Here is a 16,683-nt window from a genome sequence, read left to right on the forward strand (position 1 = left end):
ACGACTGCGCCGCAGCGGCTGATCGGCGGCGATACGCACGGTGGTCATAGCAGCGGCCCTCCCGGCGATACGTCGAACACGACACCCGCGATCCAACCTCGGCCGACGCCACCCGGACCGCGAGCACGACTGCGCCACAGCGGCTGATCGGCGGCGATATGCACGGTGGTCATAGCAGCGGCTCCCCCGCGCCACAGCGGCTGATCGGCGGCAATGAGCACGGTGGTCATGGCTGATGGTCTCCTGGTGGTACGTCGAGTACGACGTCCACGGTCCAGCCGTGGCCGGTGTCGGCCGGGCCGACGACGACGGTGCCGCCGTACATGGCGGCCCGTTGGCGGATGCCGACGAGGCCGTGACCGGGGTTGGCCGGGTCGCCCTCGGGGCCGGCCTGCTTCGCGCGCGGAAGCGCGCCCGGTGGTACGCCGGTGTCGGCGACCCTGATCCGGGCCTGTCCCGCCTCGACCGCGACGGTGACCTCGGCACTCGCGCCCGTGCCCGCGTGCTTGAGGGTGTTGGTGAGGGACTCCTGGACGACGCGGTACACGGTGAGCTGCACGCCGCTGCCCAGCGCCTCGAGGTCGCCCACGGTCCGGTAGGTGACCGACAGGCCGGCCGCGCGCACGCGTGCGACGAGGGGGTCCAGGTCGTCGATCCCGGGCTGCGGACCGAGCAGGCGTTCGTCCGGCTGGCCCTCGCGCAGCACGCCGAGCACCCGGCGCAGTTCGTTCATGGCCTGGCGGCCGGTGTCGCCGAGGACGCGCAGTGCCTCGGCGGACCGCTCGCCCCGGTTGGCGGCGAGGGTCGCGGCGCCGTCGGCGACGCTGACCATGACGGAGAGGTTGTGGCCGACGATGTCGTGCATCTCGCGGGCGACCCGGGAGCGTTCGGCGGCGGCGGTGAGCCGGACGCGCTGCTCCTGCTCGATCTCGAGCCGTCTGGCCCGGTCCTCCAGCGCCGCCATGTACATCCGCTGGACGCGCAGGGCCAGCCCGACGGCGACGGACGCCGTCACCGTGCCCAGCAGCAGGAAGCTGCTGAGCACCGGGTGGTCGCCCTTGCCGGGGACCAGCACGAAGGTGGCCAGCAGCAGCTCGCTCGCGGTCAGCGCGACCGCCCAGCCCAGCATCCGCAGGGAACCGTGGCGGGCCAGCGTGTACAGGGCGACGAGCCCGGCAAGACCGGTGGGCAGCCACACCTCCAGCGACCACTGGAAGAGCGACACGAGCGCGATCACGAAGAACGTGATCGTCGGGGCCCTGCGCCGCCAGAACAGCGGAGCGACGTGCGCGGCGACGAAGAAGCACAGGACGACGACCGGGAACCGGACGCGGGGGTCGTCGTCGAAGGGCGACCGCTCGGTTCCGCCGCGGATCAGGACGGGCAGCGTGATGAACACGATGAGCAGGGCCAGGGCCGTGTCGACCAGCCACGGGTGCCGAGCGCCCAGCCACGGCCGGTACCCCCGGTCGCCCAGCAGCCGGGCCAGCAGCGAGTGCGTCCACACGCTGTCGGACCCGGGGAGCGGCGGGCGGGCCGTCCCCGGGCCGAGGTCCGGGGCGGCTGCCGCGCGGTGCGGACTCATGACCACCATTGTCCGGTACCGATCACGCATCCGTGCTGATGAGCCGGCCGGCCGCCCCGACGAGTGCCAGGGCCACCCAGCCGGCGAAGACCGCGAGCCCCGCTCCCGGGGAGAGGGAGCCGGACGACTGGTGCAGGGCGTAGACGGCCTGGCCCGCGTTGCTGGGGAAGTACGGGCTGAGGGTGTCGTTCCACGAGTCGGGCAGCAGGGAGGCGAGTCCCGGCAGGATCAGCAGGATGCCGACCAGGGCCGCGATGGCCCCGGCGGAGGAGCGGATCAGCATGCCGAGGGCCACCCCGAACACGGCGACCAGGGCGAGGTAGAGCCCGGCGCCGGCCAGGCTGCGCAGCACGCCGTCGTCGCCCAGGGACAGGGCGATGTCCGTGCCGTCCAGACCCGGCGCGCCGAACTCGAAGGCGGCCAGGACCCCGACGGCGGTGAGCACCAGGGCGACCGGCCCGATCACGGCGGCCTTGGTCCACAGGACCGGCAGCCGGCGCGGGACCGCGGTGAGCGTGGAGCGGATCATGCCGGTGGTGTACTCGCCGGCCGAGAGCAGGACGCCGAGCACTCCCATGGCGAGGGAGGCGAAGGTCACGCCGGTCAGGGCCAGGCTCACGGCGTCGCTGTCGCCGCTGTCGCCCCCGGGGCCGGGCCGTCCGCCGCCCCCGACGGCGTCGGGGCTGTAGGTGTGGGCGGCGATCGTCCCGAAAAGGACGAGCAGGAAGACGGCGACGCCGAGGGTGATCCAAGTGGAGCGCAGGGACCAGAACTTGGCCCACTCCGAGCGCAGGACGCGCGCTCCGGTCACCTTGCGCACGGTCGTGCGGGGCGGCGCCGGGGTCGAAGCCGGATTCGGATTCGCGGAAAGGTCGGTGACGGTCATCATGCAGCCTTTCGTGCGGCGCCGGCCGGAGCACTCTGGTACTCGACGGAGTCGCGGGTGAGGTCCATGAACGCCGATTCCAAGGAGGCGGCCTGCGGGGTGAGTTCGTACAGCGCGACCCCGTGGGCGGCCGCGATGGCGCCGATCTCCCGGGCGTCGCGTCCGCGGACCATGAGTTCCTCGGCGGAGGACGAGGTGATCGTGATGTCGGGACCGATCAGCAGGGAGCGCAGCTTGGCGGTGTCGGCGGTGGCGACCTTCACCGCTCCGCTGCCGGCGTCCCGGGTGAAGTCGTCGACCGTGGTGTCGGCGAGCAGCCGGCCGCGGCCGATGATCACCAGGTGGTCGGCGATCTGCGCGGTCTCGCTCATCAGGTGCGAGGAGAGCATCACGGCCCGTCCCTCGTCGGCCAGTTGACGCAGCAGGTTGCGCACCCACAGCACGCCCTCGGGGTCGAGTCCGTTGACCGGTTCGTCGAGCATGACGATCGACGGGTCGCCGAGCAGCGCCGCGGCGATGCCGAGCCGCTGTCCCATGCCGAGCGAGAAGGCGCCCACCCGCTTTCCGGCCACGCTGGTCAGTCCGGCGAGTTCGATGACCTCGTCCACCCGGGCGCGGGAGATGCCGTGGGTGTAGGCGAGGGCCATCAGGTGGTTGAACGCGGTGCGCCCCGGGTGCACCGACTTGGCCTCCAACAGCGCGCCGACCTCGTGCAGGGGCGCCGAATGGCGGGCGTAGGACCGGCCGTTGACGGTGACCGAGCCGTCGGTGGGCGAGTCCAGTCCTACGACCATGCGCATGGTGGTGGACTTGCCCGCGCCGTTGGGCCCGAGGAAGCCGGTCACCTCGCCGGCCTTGGCGGTGAAGCTCAGATTGTCGACGACCGTCTTGTCCCCGTACCGCTTCGTCAACTGCCGTACCTCGATCATGGGGGCGCCTTCCCTGCCTGAACCCGGCCGCGGATACGCCGCGGTGTCCGAGTTCGACGCTAGGGGCGCGACCGGCGCGGCCCGTGGGCCCCAGGGGGACTCTTCGGCGGGCGAGTGGTACCGCGGTACCACCACGAGGTCGGCCCGGCTCCTCCTTCAGGTGGGCGGCCCCGTCCCTCACGTCCCCGCGAGCAGCGCGGCCACCCCGACCTCGAAGCGCTCGTCGAAGGACGCCGGCGCGAGATGTCCGGCCACGCGGTGCAGGGAGGGGTGGGTCGTCTCGGAGATCGCGCGGGCCAGGATGTCGCCCAGGGGGCGGTGGTCGACCGCCTGCTCCTCCTGGGTGAGGCCCAGGGCGAAGTAGATGACCGCCCACGAGGTCCACGCGGCTTCCCGGTCCCCCAGACCGCACTTCAGCAGCGCCTCCACCAGGGCCTCCGCGAAGGACAGGGTGCCCGGTTCGGCGGGGTAGGTGCCGACCACCAGGGCCGCGCCGTCGCGATGGGAGAGCAGGGCGCGGCGGAAGCGGCGGGCGAGTTCGCGGGCCCGTTCGGCGGGGGCGGCCGGCAGGTCGGTCAGCGGGATCTCGCCGAGTACGGCGTCCGCCATCAGGTCCAGCATCCGGGCCTTGGTCTTCACATGCCACTGCACGGTGTTGATCCGCACGCCGAGCCAGTCGGCGACCGCGCGCGTGGACACCGCGTCCAGCCCCTTGTCGTCCAGCAGGTCCAGTCCCGCGCGGATCACGGTGGCCGGATCCAGCCGGTCGCTCTGTTGCGTCTTGGTCACCGACCTAGTTTACTGCACGGCGAGAGTTCTTGGTCAGTGACCAAGACCTGTCACCGACCTAGTTTACTGCACGGCGAGAGTTCTTGGTCAGTGACCAAGACCCTTGCCCGATCAGGCGACTCAGCGGCAGAAGAAGGTGGTCACGTGGCAACACAGCAGGCATCCGTGCGGCAGGCGTCCGCACGGCGGACGGAAACGACGCAGGTGGTCATCGCCGGAGGCGGCCCCGTCGGGCTCTGGCTCGCCGCCGAACTGCGGCTGAACGACATCTCCGTCACCGTCCTGGAGACCCGCACCGAGATCGACGACCGCTCCAAGGCGCTCACCGTGCACCCGCGCGGCGTCGAGGTGCTGGCCTCCCGCGGCATCCACCGGCGCTTCCTCGACGAGAGCCTGAAGATCTCCACGGGCCACTTCGCCAACCTGTCCAACCGGCTCGACTTCTCCGTCATGGACACCCCGTTCCCGTACACCCTCTTCATCCCCCAGGCCCGCACCGAGGCGCTCTTCGAGGAGTACGCCCTCGGGCTCGGCGCCACCGTCCGGCGCGGGCATCGCGTCACCGGCCTCACCGAGCACGCGGACGCGGTGACCGTCCAAGTGGCGGGACCGCAGGGGCCGTACGAGATCCAGGCGGAGTACGTCGCCGGCTGCGACGGCACCCGGAGCACCGTGCGCGAGGCGGCCGGCATCGAGTTCCCCGGCACGGACTCCCGCTACCTCGGCTGGCTCGGTGACGTCCTCTTCGACCACCCGCCGGCGCCCGGCTTCAACCGCTTCACCGAACGCGGCGGCCTGATGATCGTGCCGCTGCCCGACAACCGGTGGCGCATCGCCGGCACCAGCCCCGACAGCGAGACCACCGAGTGGCCCGGCGACCTCACCATGGACGAACTGCGGCGGAAGGTCGTCGACATCGCCGGCGACGACTTCGGCATGCGCGACCCGTCCTGGCTCTCGCGCTACGGCAACGCCACGCGCCTGGCCACCGAGTACCGGCGCGGACGCGTCGTCCTCGCGGGCGACGCCGCGCACCAGCACTACCCCACCGGCGGTGTCGGCATGAACGTCGGTTTCCAGGACGCCTTCAACCTCGGCTGGAAGCTGGCCGCGACGATCGACGGCTGGGCCTCGGAGGGGTTGCTGGACAGCTACCACACCGACCGCCACCCGGTCGGCGAGCAGTTGATGGAGCACAGCCGCGCGCAGACCTATCTGTTCCACGCGTTCACGCCCGAGGGCCTCGCCCTGCGCGACCTGCTGAGCCGAATGGTCCCGGAATCAAGGGAGTTCAGCGACGTACTGGCCGGCCGCCTCACCGCGCTGGACGTCGCCTACCCGAGCTCCGACCCCGCGGCCCACCCGGTGACCGGCACCCGCGCCCCCGACTTCGCCCTCCCTGGCACGGACAGCACCCTCTTCGGCGCGCTGCGGGCGGACTCGTACGTCCTGCTCGACCTCACGGCCGCGGACGCGCTCACCGGCCGCGCCCAGGACCGCATCACCGTCCACGGCGGGGCGCCCGATCGGACGCGGGACGCCTGGAAGGACGTACGCGCCGCCCTCATCCGCCCCGACGGCCACGTCACCTGGGCCTGGACGGAGGAGGACGACACCAAGCTGGCGGCGCAGGTGGACGCCGTCGTCGCCACGGCTCCGGGCCGCTAGAGAGGAACCGGACTCATGGATCTCGGACTGAAGGACAGGGTGTACGTCCTCACCGGCGCGACCCGCGGGCTGGGTTACGCCGTCGCCCGTGAACTGGTCGCCGACGGCGCGAAGGTGGTCGTCACCGGCCGCGACGAGAAGCGCGCCGTCGAGGCGGCGGCCGAGCTGGGCCCGAACGCGGCGGGAGTCGCCGTGGACAACGCCGACCCGCAGGCACCCCACCGACTGATCGCCACCGCACGGGAGTTGTTCGGCGCCTTCGACGGCATCCTGATCAGCGTCGGCGGCCCACCCGCGGGCACCGTGGCCGACACCACCGACGAACAGTGGCGGGCGGCCTTCGAGTCGGTGTTCCTGGGCGCGGTACGGCTGGCGAGGGCGGCCGCGGCGGAACTGCCGGAGGGCGGCTCCATCGGCCTCGTCCTGTCCGGCACGGCCCACGAACCGGCCCCCGGGATGGCCATCTCCAACGGACTGCGCCCCGGCCTGGCCGGCTTCGCCAAGTCCCTGGCGGACGAACTGGGGCCGCGCGGAATCCGCGTCTTCGGCCTGCTGCCGGGGCGCATCGGCACGGACCGCATGCGCGAGCTGGACGGCTTGGCGCCCGATCCGGAGGCCAGGCGGGCCGCCAACGAGGCCGCGATCCCGCTACGCCGATATGGGGCACCGGATGAGTTCGGCCGGGCGGGCGCGTTCGTACTGTCACCCGCGGCTTCGTATGTGAGCGGGGTGATGTTCTCGGTGGATGGTGGGGCGCGGCGGGGGTTCTGAGGCGGGGCGGGGGTGTTGATGGGGTGGCATTGAGGGCGGCGTGGACGGGCAAAGGGTGCGGGATGTCACGGAGATCCCGCACCCTTTGCCGGTCGGATCACGCCACTCATCCACACGCCGCACATCAGCTCGCGGAGCAGGAGCCCGTGGGCCAGGTCCAGTTGCCGTTCGACTGGATGGTGACGCCTCAGCTGCTGCCGCTGCCGGCGGGGGCGACGGCGCGGCCTGTCTGCGGGGAGATCGCCCCGGCGCAGAGATTGCGGGCGGCCAGGCCCTGGGCGATACGCGGGATCGCCGCGACCGTGTTGGCCGGCCAGTCGTGCATGAGGATCACCTGGCCGTTGGTGAGCCGACCGGCCGCCTGGACGATCGCGTCGGTGCTCGCGCCGTTCCAGTCCTGCGAGTCGACGTTCCAAATGATCTCCGTCAGGCCGTACTTGGCCTCGACGGCCTTCACCGTGGCGTTGGTCTCGCCGTAGGGCGGCCGGAACAGCCTGGGTGCGCCGCCGCCCGCGCTCGCGATGGCCTGCTGGGTCCGGGAGATCTCCGAGTCGACCGTCGCCTGGCTCTGCTGCGTCAGGTGCGGGTGGCTGTAACTGTGGTTGCCGACCCACATTCCGGCGTCAACCTGCGCCTTGACCTGCGAGGGGTAAGTGGCGGCGTACCGGCCCTCGTTGAACATCGTGGCCCGAAGGCCGTTCTGCTTCAGCGCGTTGAGCAGGGTGGGGGTGTTGCCGGACGGTCCGTCGTCGAAGGTGAGCCCGACGTACCCGTTGCAGGCGGCGGCCCGCGCCGGGGTGGCCGCGCCGACGGTACGGGTACCCGCGGCGGTCAGGGCGACGACGGCCACCAGCCCGGCGACCAGGGAGCGTGAACGTAACGAGAGGTGCGATGCGTCTCTCATCCGAAGTGGTCCTCCAGCCTCGGTAGTTGAGGGGTCAGGTCGCCGTGCAGGAGACGCTGGGCCAGGTCCAGTTGCCGTTCGGCTGGATGGTGGCGCCCCAACTGTTGCCGCTGCCATTGGGTTTGGCGGTCAGCACCTGGCTGCTCGGATAGGTGGCGGCGATGTTCCAGGTGGAGAGGACTTTGGCCGGGGCGGGCACGTTCATGGTCACGGTCCAGTTACTGGCCCCGGAGACCGAGACGTTGAGGTTGTACCGATCGCTCCACTGCGTGCCGGCGGACAAGGTGGCGGCACAACCACTACTACCGCCGCCCGAACTGGTGCCGCCCACGGTGATGTTGGAGTTCCCGCTGCTCTGATAACCCTCGGTGGCGAGGATCATGTAGTAGCTGAAGCTGCCCAGAGGCATCCCGGCCCGGGCCCAGGCGTCGAAGTGGTTGCCGGTGGTGATGGTCCCGCCGGTCCGCTTCGACTGCCGGACGCTCCAGTACTGGTCGAAGGTCTTCGTGCCTTCCACGGAGGGGGCGTTGTACCGCGTCGTCTTGTAGATGTCGTACGTCCCGCCGTCACTGGTGACGGTGCCCTTGTACGTTCCCGTGGGCCGGTAGGTGCCCCAGTTGTCGACGATGTAGTACTCGACGAGCGGGTTCGACGTCCATCCGTACAGCGCCAGATAGCCGTTGCCGGACGGATTGAAGGTCCCCGAGTACGTCACGCTCCGGCGCCCGCCGGTACTCCAGCCCTTGCCGGCCACGAAGTTGCCGGTGTTGCTCCATGAGGTGCTGTAGTTGCCACCGGCTCCGAGGTTCATGGAGACCGTCCCCTGGGAGTCGGTCCAGAACGAGTAGTAGTAGCCGTTGTCGGTACCGGTCTGGTTCGTGGTGACAACCGTGTCGGCACTCGCGGTGCCGGGCAGGGTCATCGCCGCGAGAAGAGCCAGCAGCAGGGCACAGGCACCGCCGGCCAACAGCCTGAAGTTCGTCGTACGTGCGGGTGTGTTGTCCATGCGGCGTCAGTTTTGAACTGACCCTGACAGCTGTCAATAGTTTCGGTGTCGCGAGCGAAATATTCGACACCTGAATAGCACTGCGCACTGATAGATAGCCGCAGATCAACGGGGTTCGCAAGCGATCCATGACATGGCTCACTGCGCGGCGCACAAAGCTTCAAGATCTACACATCGAATGTTGCGATCGAATGTTTCGGAGCTTTCCGAGCGGCCTGAGCAGGGGCCGTCGCTCCTCAGGGAGGACAAGCAGTCACGGCTTTCAGAGTCGTCACCTTGGTGAGATCGACGGTGACCTCGCCTCCCGAGGTCTTCAGGACGAGCCGTCCGGCGGCAACGCGGACCGTAGTGCCGCAGATCAGGCCCGAAGGCGTCGTGATCTCCAGGGAAGGGGACTCCTTCTCCGGTCCGTACCAGGTCATGCCCACAGCCGCCACCAACAGCAGGGCGCAGGTGGCGGCAAGGCGGACCCCCGAGGCGAGAGACCGGATCGAGTCCAGGGCCTCCGTGTGCTCGGCGAGCGGTCCTGGTGCCAGATCACGGACTTCAGTAAGAGCCGGGCGCCCGTGCGCGGCACGGATCAACCGGAACGCGCCCAGGCCACCCGTGGCGAGGGCGAGGAGAAGGACGCAGCCGACGGCGATCGCCCAGTCGCCGGCGAGTTGGCCCACGTCCGACCGCCCCTTGATGAGGCTGAAGCCGACGAGGCCCACCAGCAGGCCGCCCAGACCGTTGCGCCAGGCGGCAGCGGTCTCCCGCACCCTTTGCAGTTCGGTGGCGAGCAGTTGGCGGCGCTCCTGCGCGCGGTAGAGGTCGGCGGCGGTGGCCGGCGGCCCCGCAGCGAGGCGTCCGGTCACCTGGATCCGTTCTTGATGACCAACGTCCAATAGGCTCCGCATCCGGTCCGTCCCGTCGGCCGGCCGGGGTGTTCCCCGCCGCACTCGCAGACCATCGGTTCGATACGGTCCTCGGCGGGCCGACGCCTGTTCCCCCAGGGCAGTCCCGGCATACCCGGCAGGCCTTTGAAGACGTTGTCGACGACGGGTACGTCACAGCGATGGCCGCAGCGCGGGCAGGGGCCACTGAGCAGACTGCCGGCCCGGCCCGCCTCCTGGAGGACGAAGGTGGTCGCCACGAGAGGTCCGTACTCCGGGGCGGTGATCTCCTGGTAGACCTTCTCGGCGGCGGCTTCTGGCATGGGGACCTCCTGGCCCTGGGTCACGGTCCGGTGTGGATGAACGGCACCCACGCACTCAACGCTCGTCGGCCGCGCAGTTCGGTGGTCGCACGATGGAGGGCACGTGCCGACCGTGCGGGATCGAAGACTCCCGTGCTGGTCAGGTCGGCGTACACCGCCTCGGTCACCTCGGCGGCGACCTCGTCATAGACCGACCAGAGCGTCCCGATGACATGGCGGTAGCCGGCGTAGTGCAGCGCGGCGGTCAGTGTGATGGCCTCGTCGGGCAGGACCAGTCCCCCGGTCGCGGTCTGGCACGCGGAGAGGTACGCGAAATCGCCCCGGAAGTACCCGGTGCTGATGTCACCGATGGTCAGACGTCCGTCTGACAGCAGCAGTCCGCCCTGGGAGGGCTGCAACAGGTCCTGGGCTCCGTGGCAGCTGAAATGAACCCATCGGTGCCGGGGCAGTTCGGCCCGGACCCGCTCCACTACGGCGTCCTCGGCATCGAGAAGAGTGCTCTGTCCGGCGAACAGGTCGGTGAGAAAGGCCCGTTCACGGTGCACGTTCGGCAACGACGCGACGTCCGGGACATCACTCGCCGTGACGAGCAACAGACGGGAGCCGGACTCGTCGGTCGATTCCTTGCGTGCCTCGACCAGGGCACGAAGCGTGGGGGTCGTAGAAGGGACAACCCGGTCGAGAACGCCGTCTCCGTCTCGGCCCGCGGCGTGCAGCGGCAGCAGCGCGAGAAGCCCTGTCGGACACCACCAGAGGCGAGGCAGTTCTGTGTCTCCCTCCGCCCGAGCGCCATGGCCGAGGGCCGACAGCACTGGTCCGGCGATGGCGTCCCACATCCACTCGGTCAGGGCCGTGAGCATGCTCTCGATCTCACCCAGCACCCGGTAGTAGGCCCGGCGGGCCTCGCTGACCTCTCTGCTCGCGTCGAAGGACCGCTCGCCCGCCTCGAACCGGAGCCTTGCCTGTTGGAGGCGGTGTGCCGACTCGGCGAGCCGACCGAGCGTCTCCAAATACTCACGGACCCGATCGGCGACGTCCGCCGCGGTCAGCGTCGGGAGTTCCTGGACGGTCACACCCTCCGGGCGGAGCAGAAGCGCGTCACAGCGCCAGCCACTGACGTTGACCACGACCACGGGGCCGCGATCCGCGACTCCGAAGAGAGCCTCGGGCTCCGGGTGCGAGAGGAAGCCCTCGAACCCGGGCAGGGCGCGCACCTCGGCCAACGTCGCCTCAAGTTGGAGCGAAAGCTCCATATTCCCCACGGGGTCGAATGAACGCCTGGACACTGGGACAAGGCTAGCCGGAACGGACGGGGTGCATGAGCGAGAACGACCAAGAGGCCTTACGCGCCCAAGTCATGGAATCCGTCACGGTGTTGCGTGAGGCGATCCACCAAGCGGCCGTCCATCAGGACTACGCCCACCTGCACACGGAGAAAGTGCAGGCAGCTCTCGGCCGGATCCTGGTGTCGAATCTGGGGGAACGGCTGGGCGGCTCCCTGCCTCACCTCGTCGCCGCGTTGGAAGCCGCCGCGAAGTTGTATCTCGCCCGCCACTCGGCAACGCCCTATGACCCGACGAACGAGTTGGTCGGCGCCGTGGGTCTGTACAAGATCCTCGCGATGGTTCCCGATGTGCAGCAACCGACTCAGGTCCGGTGGATCCTCACCGCGCTCGAAGGACGCGAGCCCGAGATGGGCGACGATCCCGCCGATCTCAGCAACGCCGCGTCCACCGTGCTGGCGTACTCCAGAGCGACCGAGGACGAGTCGGTGGTGCCGGTGGCCCTGAAACTCCTCAGACGTGCGGTCGCCGCATGCCCTCCTGGCCACCCCTACCGCAAGGACATCCTCAACAACTATCTGGGCGCGCTGAGTTGGGCACGCGGGGAAGGGAGCGCGGAGCCCGACGAAGAGATCGTCGAGGTCCTCGACGCGCTCCTCAAAGAGGAGGATGGCGACGGGGACGACGAGCATGCCGCGATCCGGAAGGCGACGATCGGCGGAACGCTGACGGAGGAGGCCACACGCACGGGTGACCTTGCCACCTTCGATCGGGCGATCGCCATCCTGCGGGAAGCGGTCACGGCCATGCCCGACGGGATGGACGGCAAGGCGGGGTTCACCGAGAACCTCGGGCGGGCGCACCTCAACCGCTGGCTCGTGTCGGAGAGTTCCGCGGACCATGCCGAGGCCGTGTCCGTGCTCCTCGAGTCCATGAGGATCACGGACGCCGACGATCCGTTCCGCGTCACGCGTATGGGCTTCCTGGCGCACGCGCTCATGGCCGAGCGGGGCAGCGCGGACAAGGAACAAGTGATCGCCGTCCTGCGGGAGATGAGCGACATCGGACCGGGCATCCGTCCGTCCACGCTCGCGATGCTCGCCAACAGCTGGTACCTGGCCTGGATCCAGTTCGAGGATCCGGCACTGCTCGACACCGTGATCGATCTCGTGAAACAGGTCGGCGACTCCGAGCGGGGCGTACCCGCCGAGGAGCGGGCCCGGCGTCTGGGCGATGTTCTCTGGGCGCGCTGGGACCACAAGCGGGACCTCTCCGACGTCGACGAGATCATCAGCGCTTTGGGGTCACATCTCTCCGGCATGGAACTGGGCGATTCCAAGTCCCTCAACCGGCTGGCCCGCGCGATGCGCGCGCGGTGGGAGAGCAGCGGCGACAGCGTCGCGATCGAACACGCCGTCGCGCTTCTCTCCTTGGCCGTCGAGCGAGCCCCCGAAGGTTCGGGCGAGAAGGCGATGTATCTGAACAACCTGGGATCGATGATGCTGCGTGCCGGGACCCTCAGCAGGGACCGGAAGGAGATCGAACGGGCGCTCGCGCTGGGGAGGAGGGCGGTCGCGGAGGCGCCGGCCGACGATCCCGGGCTACCGATGTATCTGCACAACCACAGTGCGGCACATGGGCTGATGTGGAGGGTGACGCGCGAACGCACGTGGCTGGCAGACGGACTTCGCTTGGCCCGCGCGGCAGTGGACGCCACTCCTCAGGACCATCCGGACCGCCTGGGCCACCTCTCGAATCTGGGCGGCCAGCTCCTCATGCTCGGTACCCATGACGACGATCTCCGGCTGGTGGAAGAGGCCGTCACCGTGCTGGTCCCCTGCGCCGACTCGGCGAACGCCGCGGATCCGGCCTACGGCGTGCTCTGCATTCATCTGGCCCAGGCGTTCCAGCGGCTCGGCGAAGCGGTGGGCGACCCCGGCCTCGACCTACGTGCCCGTGACCTGTTCCGCGATGCCTCCCGGTCCGCTCCGCCCCGGACCGCCGACCTGGTCGCCTACCGACGCCTGTGGGGCAAGGTCGCCGCGCAAGCCGGCAACTGGACTGAGACAGCGCAGGCTCTCACCGGGGCAGTCGAACTTCTCGCGGATCACCTCGGGCCCAGGGTCTCCCGTGTCGACCAGGAACGAAGCCTGGCGGACTTCAGCGGCCTCGCCACGGACGCCGTCGCGGCCTGCCTGGAGGTCGGCCGTCCCGAGGACGCCGTCGGGGTTCTCGAAAAGGGGCGTGGCATCCTCCTGGCACAGTCCCTGCGCGGAGACGACGAGATGGTCAGGCTGGCCGCCGCACATCCCGATCTGGCCCGGCGTATCGAGAACCTGCGCAACCTGCTGGCCGAAAGCCGCGATCCCGGCCTGTGATCGCTTTGCCCGGTCCCAGGGCCGGTCGCTCCTGGTGTCAACTGCCGTAAAGAGTGGGCAGATCGACGAGGAGGACATCGTCACGGCGGGCGGCCAGGCCGACGAGGTCGGGGTAGAAGCCATGCAGGGAGTACAGGGCCAGAACGGTGGCGCCGGTGTCGTACCCCTGATCCGCGAGCAGGGCACGGACACGTTCCAGGCGCTCCAGGTCACCGGTCCCACGACGGGCGGCGGTCGCCTTGGCCTCGCCCAGCAGCGCGATCCGCGCGCGGGGAGCCTGTGGACGCTCGCCGGCGGCCAGGGCGATGACGTCGACCTCGTGCTTCGTCCTGGCGGCCTGATCGGCGACCTCGGTGGTACCGACCGGGCCGGGCAGTCCGTCGGGCAACAGAGTGTGGGCGTAGCGACGGGTGAAGTCGCGGGCCAGGTCCTCGAAGTGCGGTCCGAGGATCTTGGAGTTGAAGGTGGGAGCGGCCTGTTGCCACACCTGCTCGGCGAAGCCCTGCTCCACGGCGGCGGCCTGCGGGAGGGTGATGAGCTGGTTGAAACGGATGACGGGGTCGGCGAGCGTGATGACGGGGTGCCGGGAGCGGAGGATGTCCTGTTCCCGCTGGATGTAGCCGGTGGATTCCAGCACTCCGAGCGGGTGAGCGACGGCGTTGCGCGGGCGCTCCAGGGCGGCACCGATCTTGCTGGGGGTGGTGGCGCCCTGCGCGATCGCGGTGAGGATGTCGTAGTACAGGGTGTGCTGCGTGATCCTCGGATCCTCGCGCAGCAGGTACTCGGTCTCGGTACGCGAGTACACCGCCCGCCCAGGATCGAGCAGCGTCCGGCTGAGCCAGGTGTCGAAACCGTCGTCCGGATGCGGCCGGGCGGCCACCGGCCGGTAGCCGGGGGCCCCGCCCAGGACCGCGTGCACCTTCAGTGCGGTCAGCGGGTCGGTGATCTGCCAGAACGTCCGGCTGTCGCGGTAGTCGAAGGGGCCCAGCCGTAGATCGACCACGGCACGTCCGCGCAGGGGCTTGGTTCCCGAAAGCAGTTCGTGCATGACGCTCATCGCGGAGCCGCACAGGATCAGGCGTGGCCCCGGCCCGGCACCGGGCGGGGCACCCCGCTGACGTTCGTCGTAGAGCTGTTGCAACAGCCCCGGGATTTCAGGCGAGTGCTGGAGCAGGTACGGCAGCTCGTCGATCACCAGGAGCGGGTGCGAGGAACGGGCGGTCACCTCAAGGGCGTTGGACAGAACGTCACGCCAGTCGGTCAGGCGCAGGCTACCCGCCCGCAGACCGGCGTGGGCGGCGACCGCGTCACTGAACCGCTGGATCGCGGGCAGCCGCCCCTCCTCCCGGACCGCTGTCACATACAGGCCGCCGACCTGCTCGGACAGAGCCTGCAGAAGGTACGACTTCCCGTGCCGCCGCCGCCCGGACACGATGCCGAGCCGCATCGCCGGGTCCGGATCGGTGAGGAACTCCGCGAGCAGATCCCACTCCCGGTCCCGATCGACCACGTCGTCCGGCTTGACCAGCAGGCTCTTCTCCACCCACGCTCCCGCAACTCGACTTCGACAGATTTCGTCTAAGTCTACTTCGACACTTCATGTCGTGCTGGGGCTCACCTCCGCGCTCGGCCCCGAGCAGTGGCAGCCTCACTGCTCAGCGCCGAGAAGGCCGAGGCCAGGCCCGCCCCAAGGGCTACCCTGAATCTCTTGATTCAGGGGATGAGGGGCGGGACCGCCATGCGGACACTGCATGTTCACCATGTCAAAGATTCACTCAGGCAGGACTTCACCGGTCTTATCGACTTAAGCGATGTGACGGGCAACCAGAGTGCCCAGTCCGACACCATCTTCCTCAGCAGGGCACTGGCGGCTCGCGCCGTGGACAAGATCAACGATGCGAACTACGACTGGACCAAGGAGATGAAGCGAGTCCACAAAGTGACCGGCATCGCCCTTGAACACCTGAGGCAATCGAGAACACCTACTCGAACAACTATCTCGCACCACTCTTCAAGAACACCACAAAATGCCGCGACCTGGTCGCCCAAGTCGAGGCCAAGTTGGGTTCCGACTGACGAGCTGTTCAACACGAGAAACAGCATGGGGCCGGCTCCTGGAAGAGCCGGCCCCATTTGATCTGGATTTCTACGAGGTCGCCGGTGCGGTGTTATGTCACCAAGCTCAGACGTTGAACCTGAACTCCACCACATCCCCGTCCTGCATCACGTACTCCTTGCCCTCCATCCGCGCCTTCCCCTTGGCGCGAGCCTCCGCCACCGAGCCCATCTCCACCAGGTCGGCGAAGGAGATGACCTCCGCCTTGATGAAGCCCTTCTGGAAGTCGGTGTGGATCACGCCGGCCGCCTCGGGGGCCGTCGCGCCCTTCTTGATGGTCCAGGCGCGGGATTCCTTGGGGCCGGCCGTCAGGTAGGTCTGCAGGCCGAGGGTGTCGAAGCCGACGCGGGCGAGGGTGGCGAGGCCGGGCTCGTCGGCGCCGACCGATTCCAGGAGCTCCATCGCGTCCTCCTCGTCCAGCTCGGCGAGGTCCTGCTCCAGCTTGGCGTTGAGGAAGATCGCCTCGGCGGGGGCGACCAGGGCACGCTGTTCGGTCTTGAAGTCCTCGTCGACCAGTTCGTCCTCGTCGACGTTGAAGACGTAGAGGAAGGGCTTGGTCGTCAACAGGTGCAGGTCGTGGAGGAGTTCCTCCTTGCCCGAGCCCTGGACGATGCCCTGCGAGAAGAGGGTGTCGCCGCGCTCCAGGATGTCCTTCGCCGCCTCGACCGCCGCGACCTTCGGGACGATGTCCTTCTTGATGCGCGAGTCCTTCTGGAGGCGCGGCAGGACCTTCTCGATGGTCTGGAGGTCGGCGAGGATCAGCTCGGTGTTGATCGTCTCGATGTCGTCCTTGGGCGAGACCTTGCCGTCGACGTGCACGACGTTCTCGTCCTTGAAGGCGCGGATGACCTGGCAGATCGCGTCGGACTCACGGATGTTCGCCAAGAACTTGTTGCCCAGGCCCTCGCCCTCGGAGGCGCCCTTCACGATGCCCGCGATGTCGACGAAGTCGACGGTCGCCGGGATGACCTTCTGGGAGGAGAAGATCTCGGCCAGCTTCGTCAGGCGCGCGTCGGGGACACCGACCACACCGACGTTGGGCTCGATCGTGGCGAACGGGTAGTTGGCCGCGAGCACGTCGTTCTTGGTCAGGGCGTTGAACAGGGTCGACTTGCCGACATTCGGCAGACCGACGATTCCGATCGTGAGCGACACGTTGCGACTTCCCGT

The 16,683-nt window shown here is 69.2% G+C and carries 15 protein-coding genes and 1 pseudogene; 4 read left to right on the forward strand and 12 right to left on the reverse strand.

Annotated features, from left to right (window positions below; translation table 11 throughout):
• Positions 1–44: 44 nt before the first annotated feature.
• From ACIP6U_RS05420 to ACIP6U_RS05440, 5 genes are all read right to left on the reverse strand, one after another.
• On the reverse strand, positions 45–230 hold the full coding sequence (locus ACIP6U_RS05420) for a hypothetical protein (protein ID WP_401713351.1): 186 nt from the start codon (positions 228–230) through the stop codon (positions 45–47).
• Positions 227–1,585 carry a sensor histidine kinase gene (locus ACIP6U_RS05425; RefSeq protein ID WP_401713354.1) on the reverse strand — a complete coding sequence of 453 codons (1,359 nt, stop codon included), beginning with the start codon at positions 1,583–1,585 and terminating at the stop codon, positions 227–229. The genes ACIP6U_RS05420 and ACIP6U_RS05425 overlap by 4 nt, the downstream gene beginning before the upstream one ends.
• Positions 1,586–1,607: 22 nt before the next feature.
• A complete protein-coding gene (locus ACIP6U_RS05430; RefSeq protein ID WP_401714397.1) occupies positions 1,608–2,471 on the reverse strand; it encodes an ABC transporter permease in 864 nt (287 codons plus the stop codon).
• Entirely contained in the window at positions 2,471–3,400 is a 930-nt protein-coding gene (locus ACIP6U_RS05435; RefSeq protein WP_401713357.1) for an ABC transporter ATP-binding protein, read from the reverse strand. The genes ACIP6U_RS05430 and ACIP6U_RS05435 overlap by 1 nt, the downstream gene beginning before the upstream one ends.
• A gap of 177 nt (positions 3,401–3,577) precedes the next feature.
• A complete protein-coding gene (locus ACIP6U_RS05440) occupies positions 3,578–4,189 on the reverse strand; it encodes a TetR/AcrR family transcriptional regulator C-terminal domain-containing protein (RefSeq protein ID WP_401713360.1) in 612 nt (203 codons plus the stop codon).
• A gap of 144 nt (positions 4,190–4,333) precedes the next feature.
• Between ACIP6U_RS05440 and ACIP6U_RS05445 the strand changes: the two genes are divergently transcribed.
• Positions 4,334–5,857 carry an FAD-dependent monooxygenase gene (locus tag ACIP6U_RS05445; protein ID WP_401713363.1) on the forward strand — a complete coding sequence of 508 codons (1,524 nt, stop codon included), beginning with the start codon at positions 4,334–4,336 and terminating at the stop codon, positions 5,855–5,857.
• A gap of 15 nt (positions 5,858–5,872) precedes the next feature.
• Complete coding sequence (locus ACIP6U_RS05450) at positions 5,873–6,628, forward strand: SDR family oxidoreductase (protein WP_401713366.1); 756 nt, start codon at positions 5,873–5,875, stop codon at positions 6,626–6,628.
• 196 nt (positions 6,629–6,824) lie between these two features.
• Here the strand turns inward: ACIP6U_RS05450 and ACIP6U_RS05455 are convergent.
• The 5 genes and pseudogenes from ACIP6U_RS05455 to ACIP6U_RS05475 all read right to left on the reverse strand — a co-directional run.
• A pseudogene (locus tag ACIP6U_RS05455) lies at positions 6,825–7,532 on the reverse strand (polysaccharide deacetylase family protein); the annotation flags it as partial.
• A gap of 34 nt (positions 7,533–7,566) precedes the next feature.
• Positions 7,567–8,538 carry a glycoside hydrolase family 11 protein gene (locus tag ACIP6U_RS05460; RefSeq protein WP_401713368.1) on the reverse strand — a complete coding sequence of 324 codons (972 nt, stop codon included), beginning with the start codon at positions 8,536–8,538 and terminating at the stop codon, positions 7,567–7,569.
• A 236-nt stretch (positions 8,539–8,774) separates the two neighbouring features.
• Positions 8,775–9,395 (reverse strand): hypothetical protein, encoded by a 621-nt coding sequence (locus ACIP6U_RS05465; protein WP_401713371.1) that lies wholly within the window; start codon positions 9,393–9,395, stop codon positions 8,775–8,777.
• Positions 9,392–9,736 (reverse strand): hypothetical protein, encoded by a 345-nt coding sequence (locus tag ACIP6U_RS05470; protein WP_401713374.1) that lies wholly within the window; start codon positions 9,734–9,736, stop codon positions 9,392–9,394. The genes ACIP6U_RS05465 and ACIP6U_RS05470 overlap by 4 nt, the downstream gene beginning before the upstream one ends.
• Positions 9,737–9,756: 20 nt before the next feature.
• Positions 9,757–10,989, reverse strand: a complete 1,233-nt coding sequence (locus ACIP6U_RS05475; RefSeq protein WP_401713376.1) for a CHAT domain-containing protein — start codon at positions 10,987–10,989, stop codon at positions 9,757–9,759.
• A 65-nt stretch (positions 10,990–11,054) separates the two neighbouring features.
• Here ACIP6U_RS05475 and ACIP6U_RS05480 point away from each other — a divergent pair, with 65 nt between their 5' ends.
• A complete protein-coding gene (locus ACIP6U_RS05480; RefSeq protein ID WP_401713379.1) occupies positions 11,055–13,397 on the forward strand; it encodes a hypothetical protein in 2,343 nt (780 codons plus the stop codon).
• Positions 13,398–13,434: 37 nt separating this feature from the next.
• On the opposite strand, the gene ACIP6U_RS05485 is transcribed toward ACIP6U_RS05480, so the two are convergent.
• The gene (locus tag ACIP6U_RS05485; RefSeq protein ID WP_401713382.1) at positions 13,435–14,940 is read right to left on the reverse strand and encodes an ATP-binding protein; all 1,506 of its coding nucleotides are present in this window, start codon (positions 14,938–14,940) and stop codon (positions 13,435–13,437) included.
• A 195-nt stretch (positions 14,941–15,135) separates the two neighbouring features.
• On the opposite strand from ACIP6U_RS05485, the gene ACIP6U_RS05490 reads away from it, so the two are divergent.
• Complete coding sequence (locus ACIP6U_RS05490) at positions 15,136–15,534, forward strand: hypothetical protein (RefSeq protein WP_401713385.1); 399 nt, start codon at positions 15,136–15,138, stop codon at positions 15,532–15,534.
• Between the two features lie 45 nt (positions 15,535–15,579).
• On the opposite strand, the gene ychF is transcribed toward ACIP6U_RS05490, so the two are convergent.
• Positions 15,580–16,668 carry a redox-regulated ATPase YchF gene (gene ychF / locus ACIP6U_RS05495; protein ID WP_401713389.1) on the reverse strand — a complete coding sequence of 363 codons (1,089 nt, stop codon included), beginning with the start codon at positions 16,666–16,668 and terminating at the stop codon, positions 15,580–15,582.
• Positions 16,669–16,683: the final 15 nt, after the last annotated feature.

Source organism: Streptomyces sp. NPDC088794 (assembly GCF_044750545.1).
Taxonomy (GTDB): Bacteria; Actinomycetota; Actinomycetes; order Streptomycetales; family Streptomycetaceae; genus Streptomyces.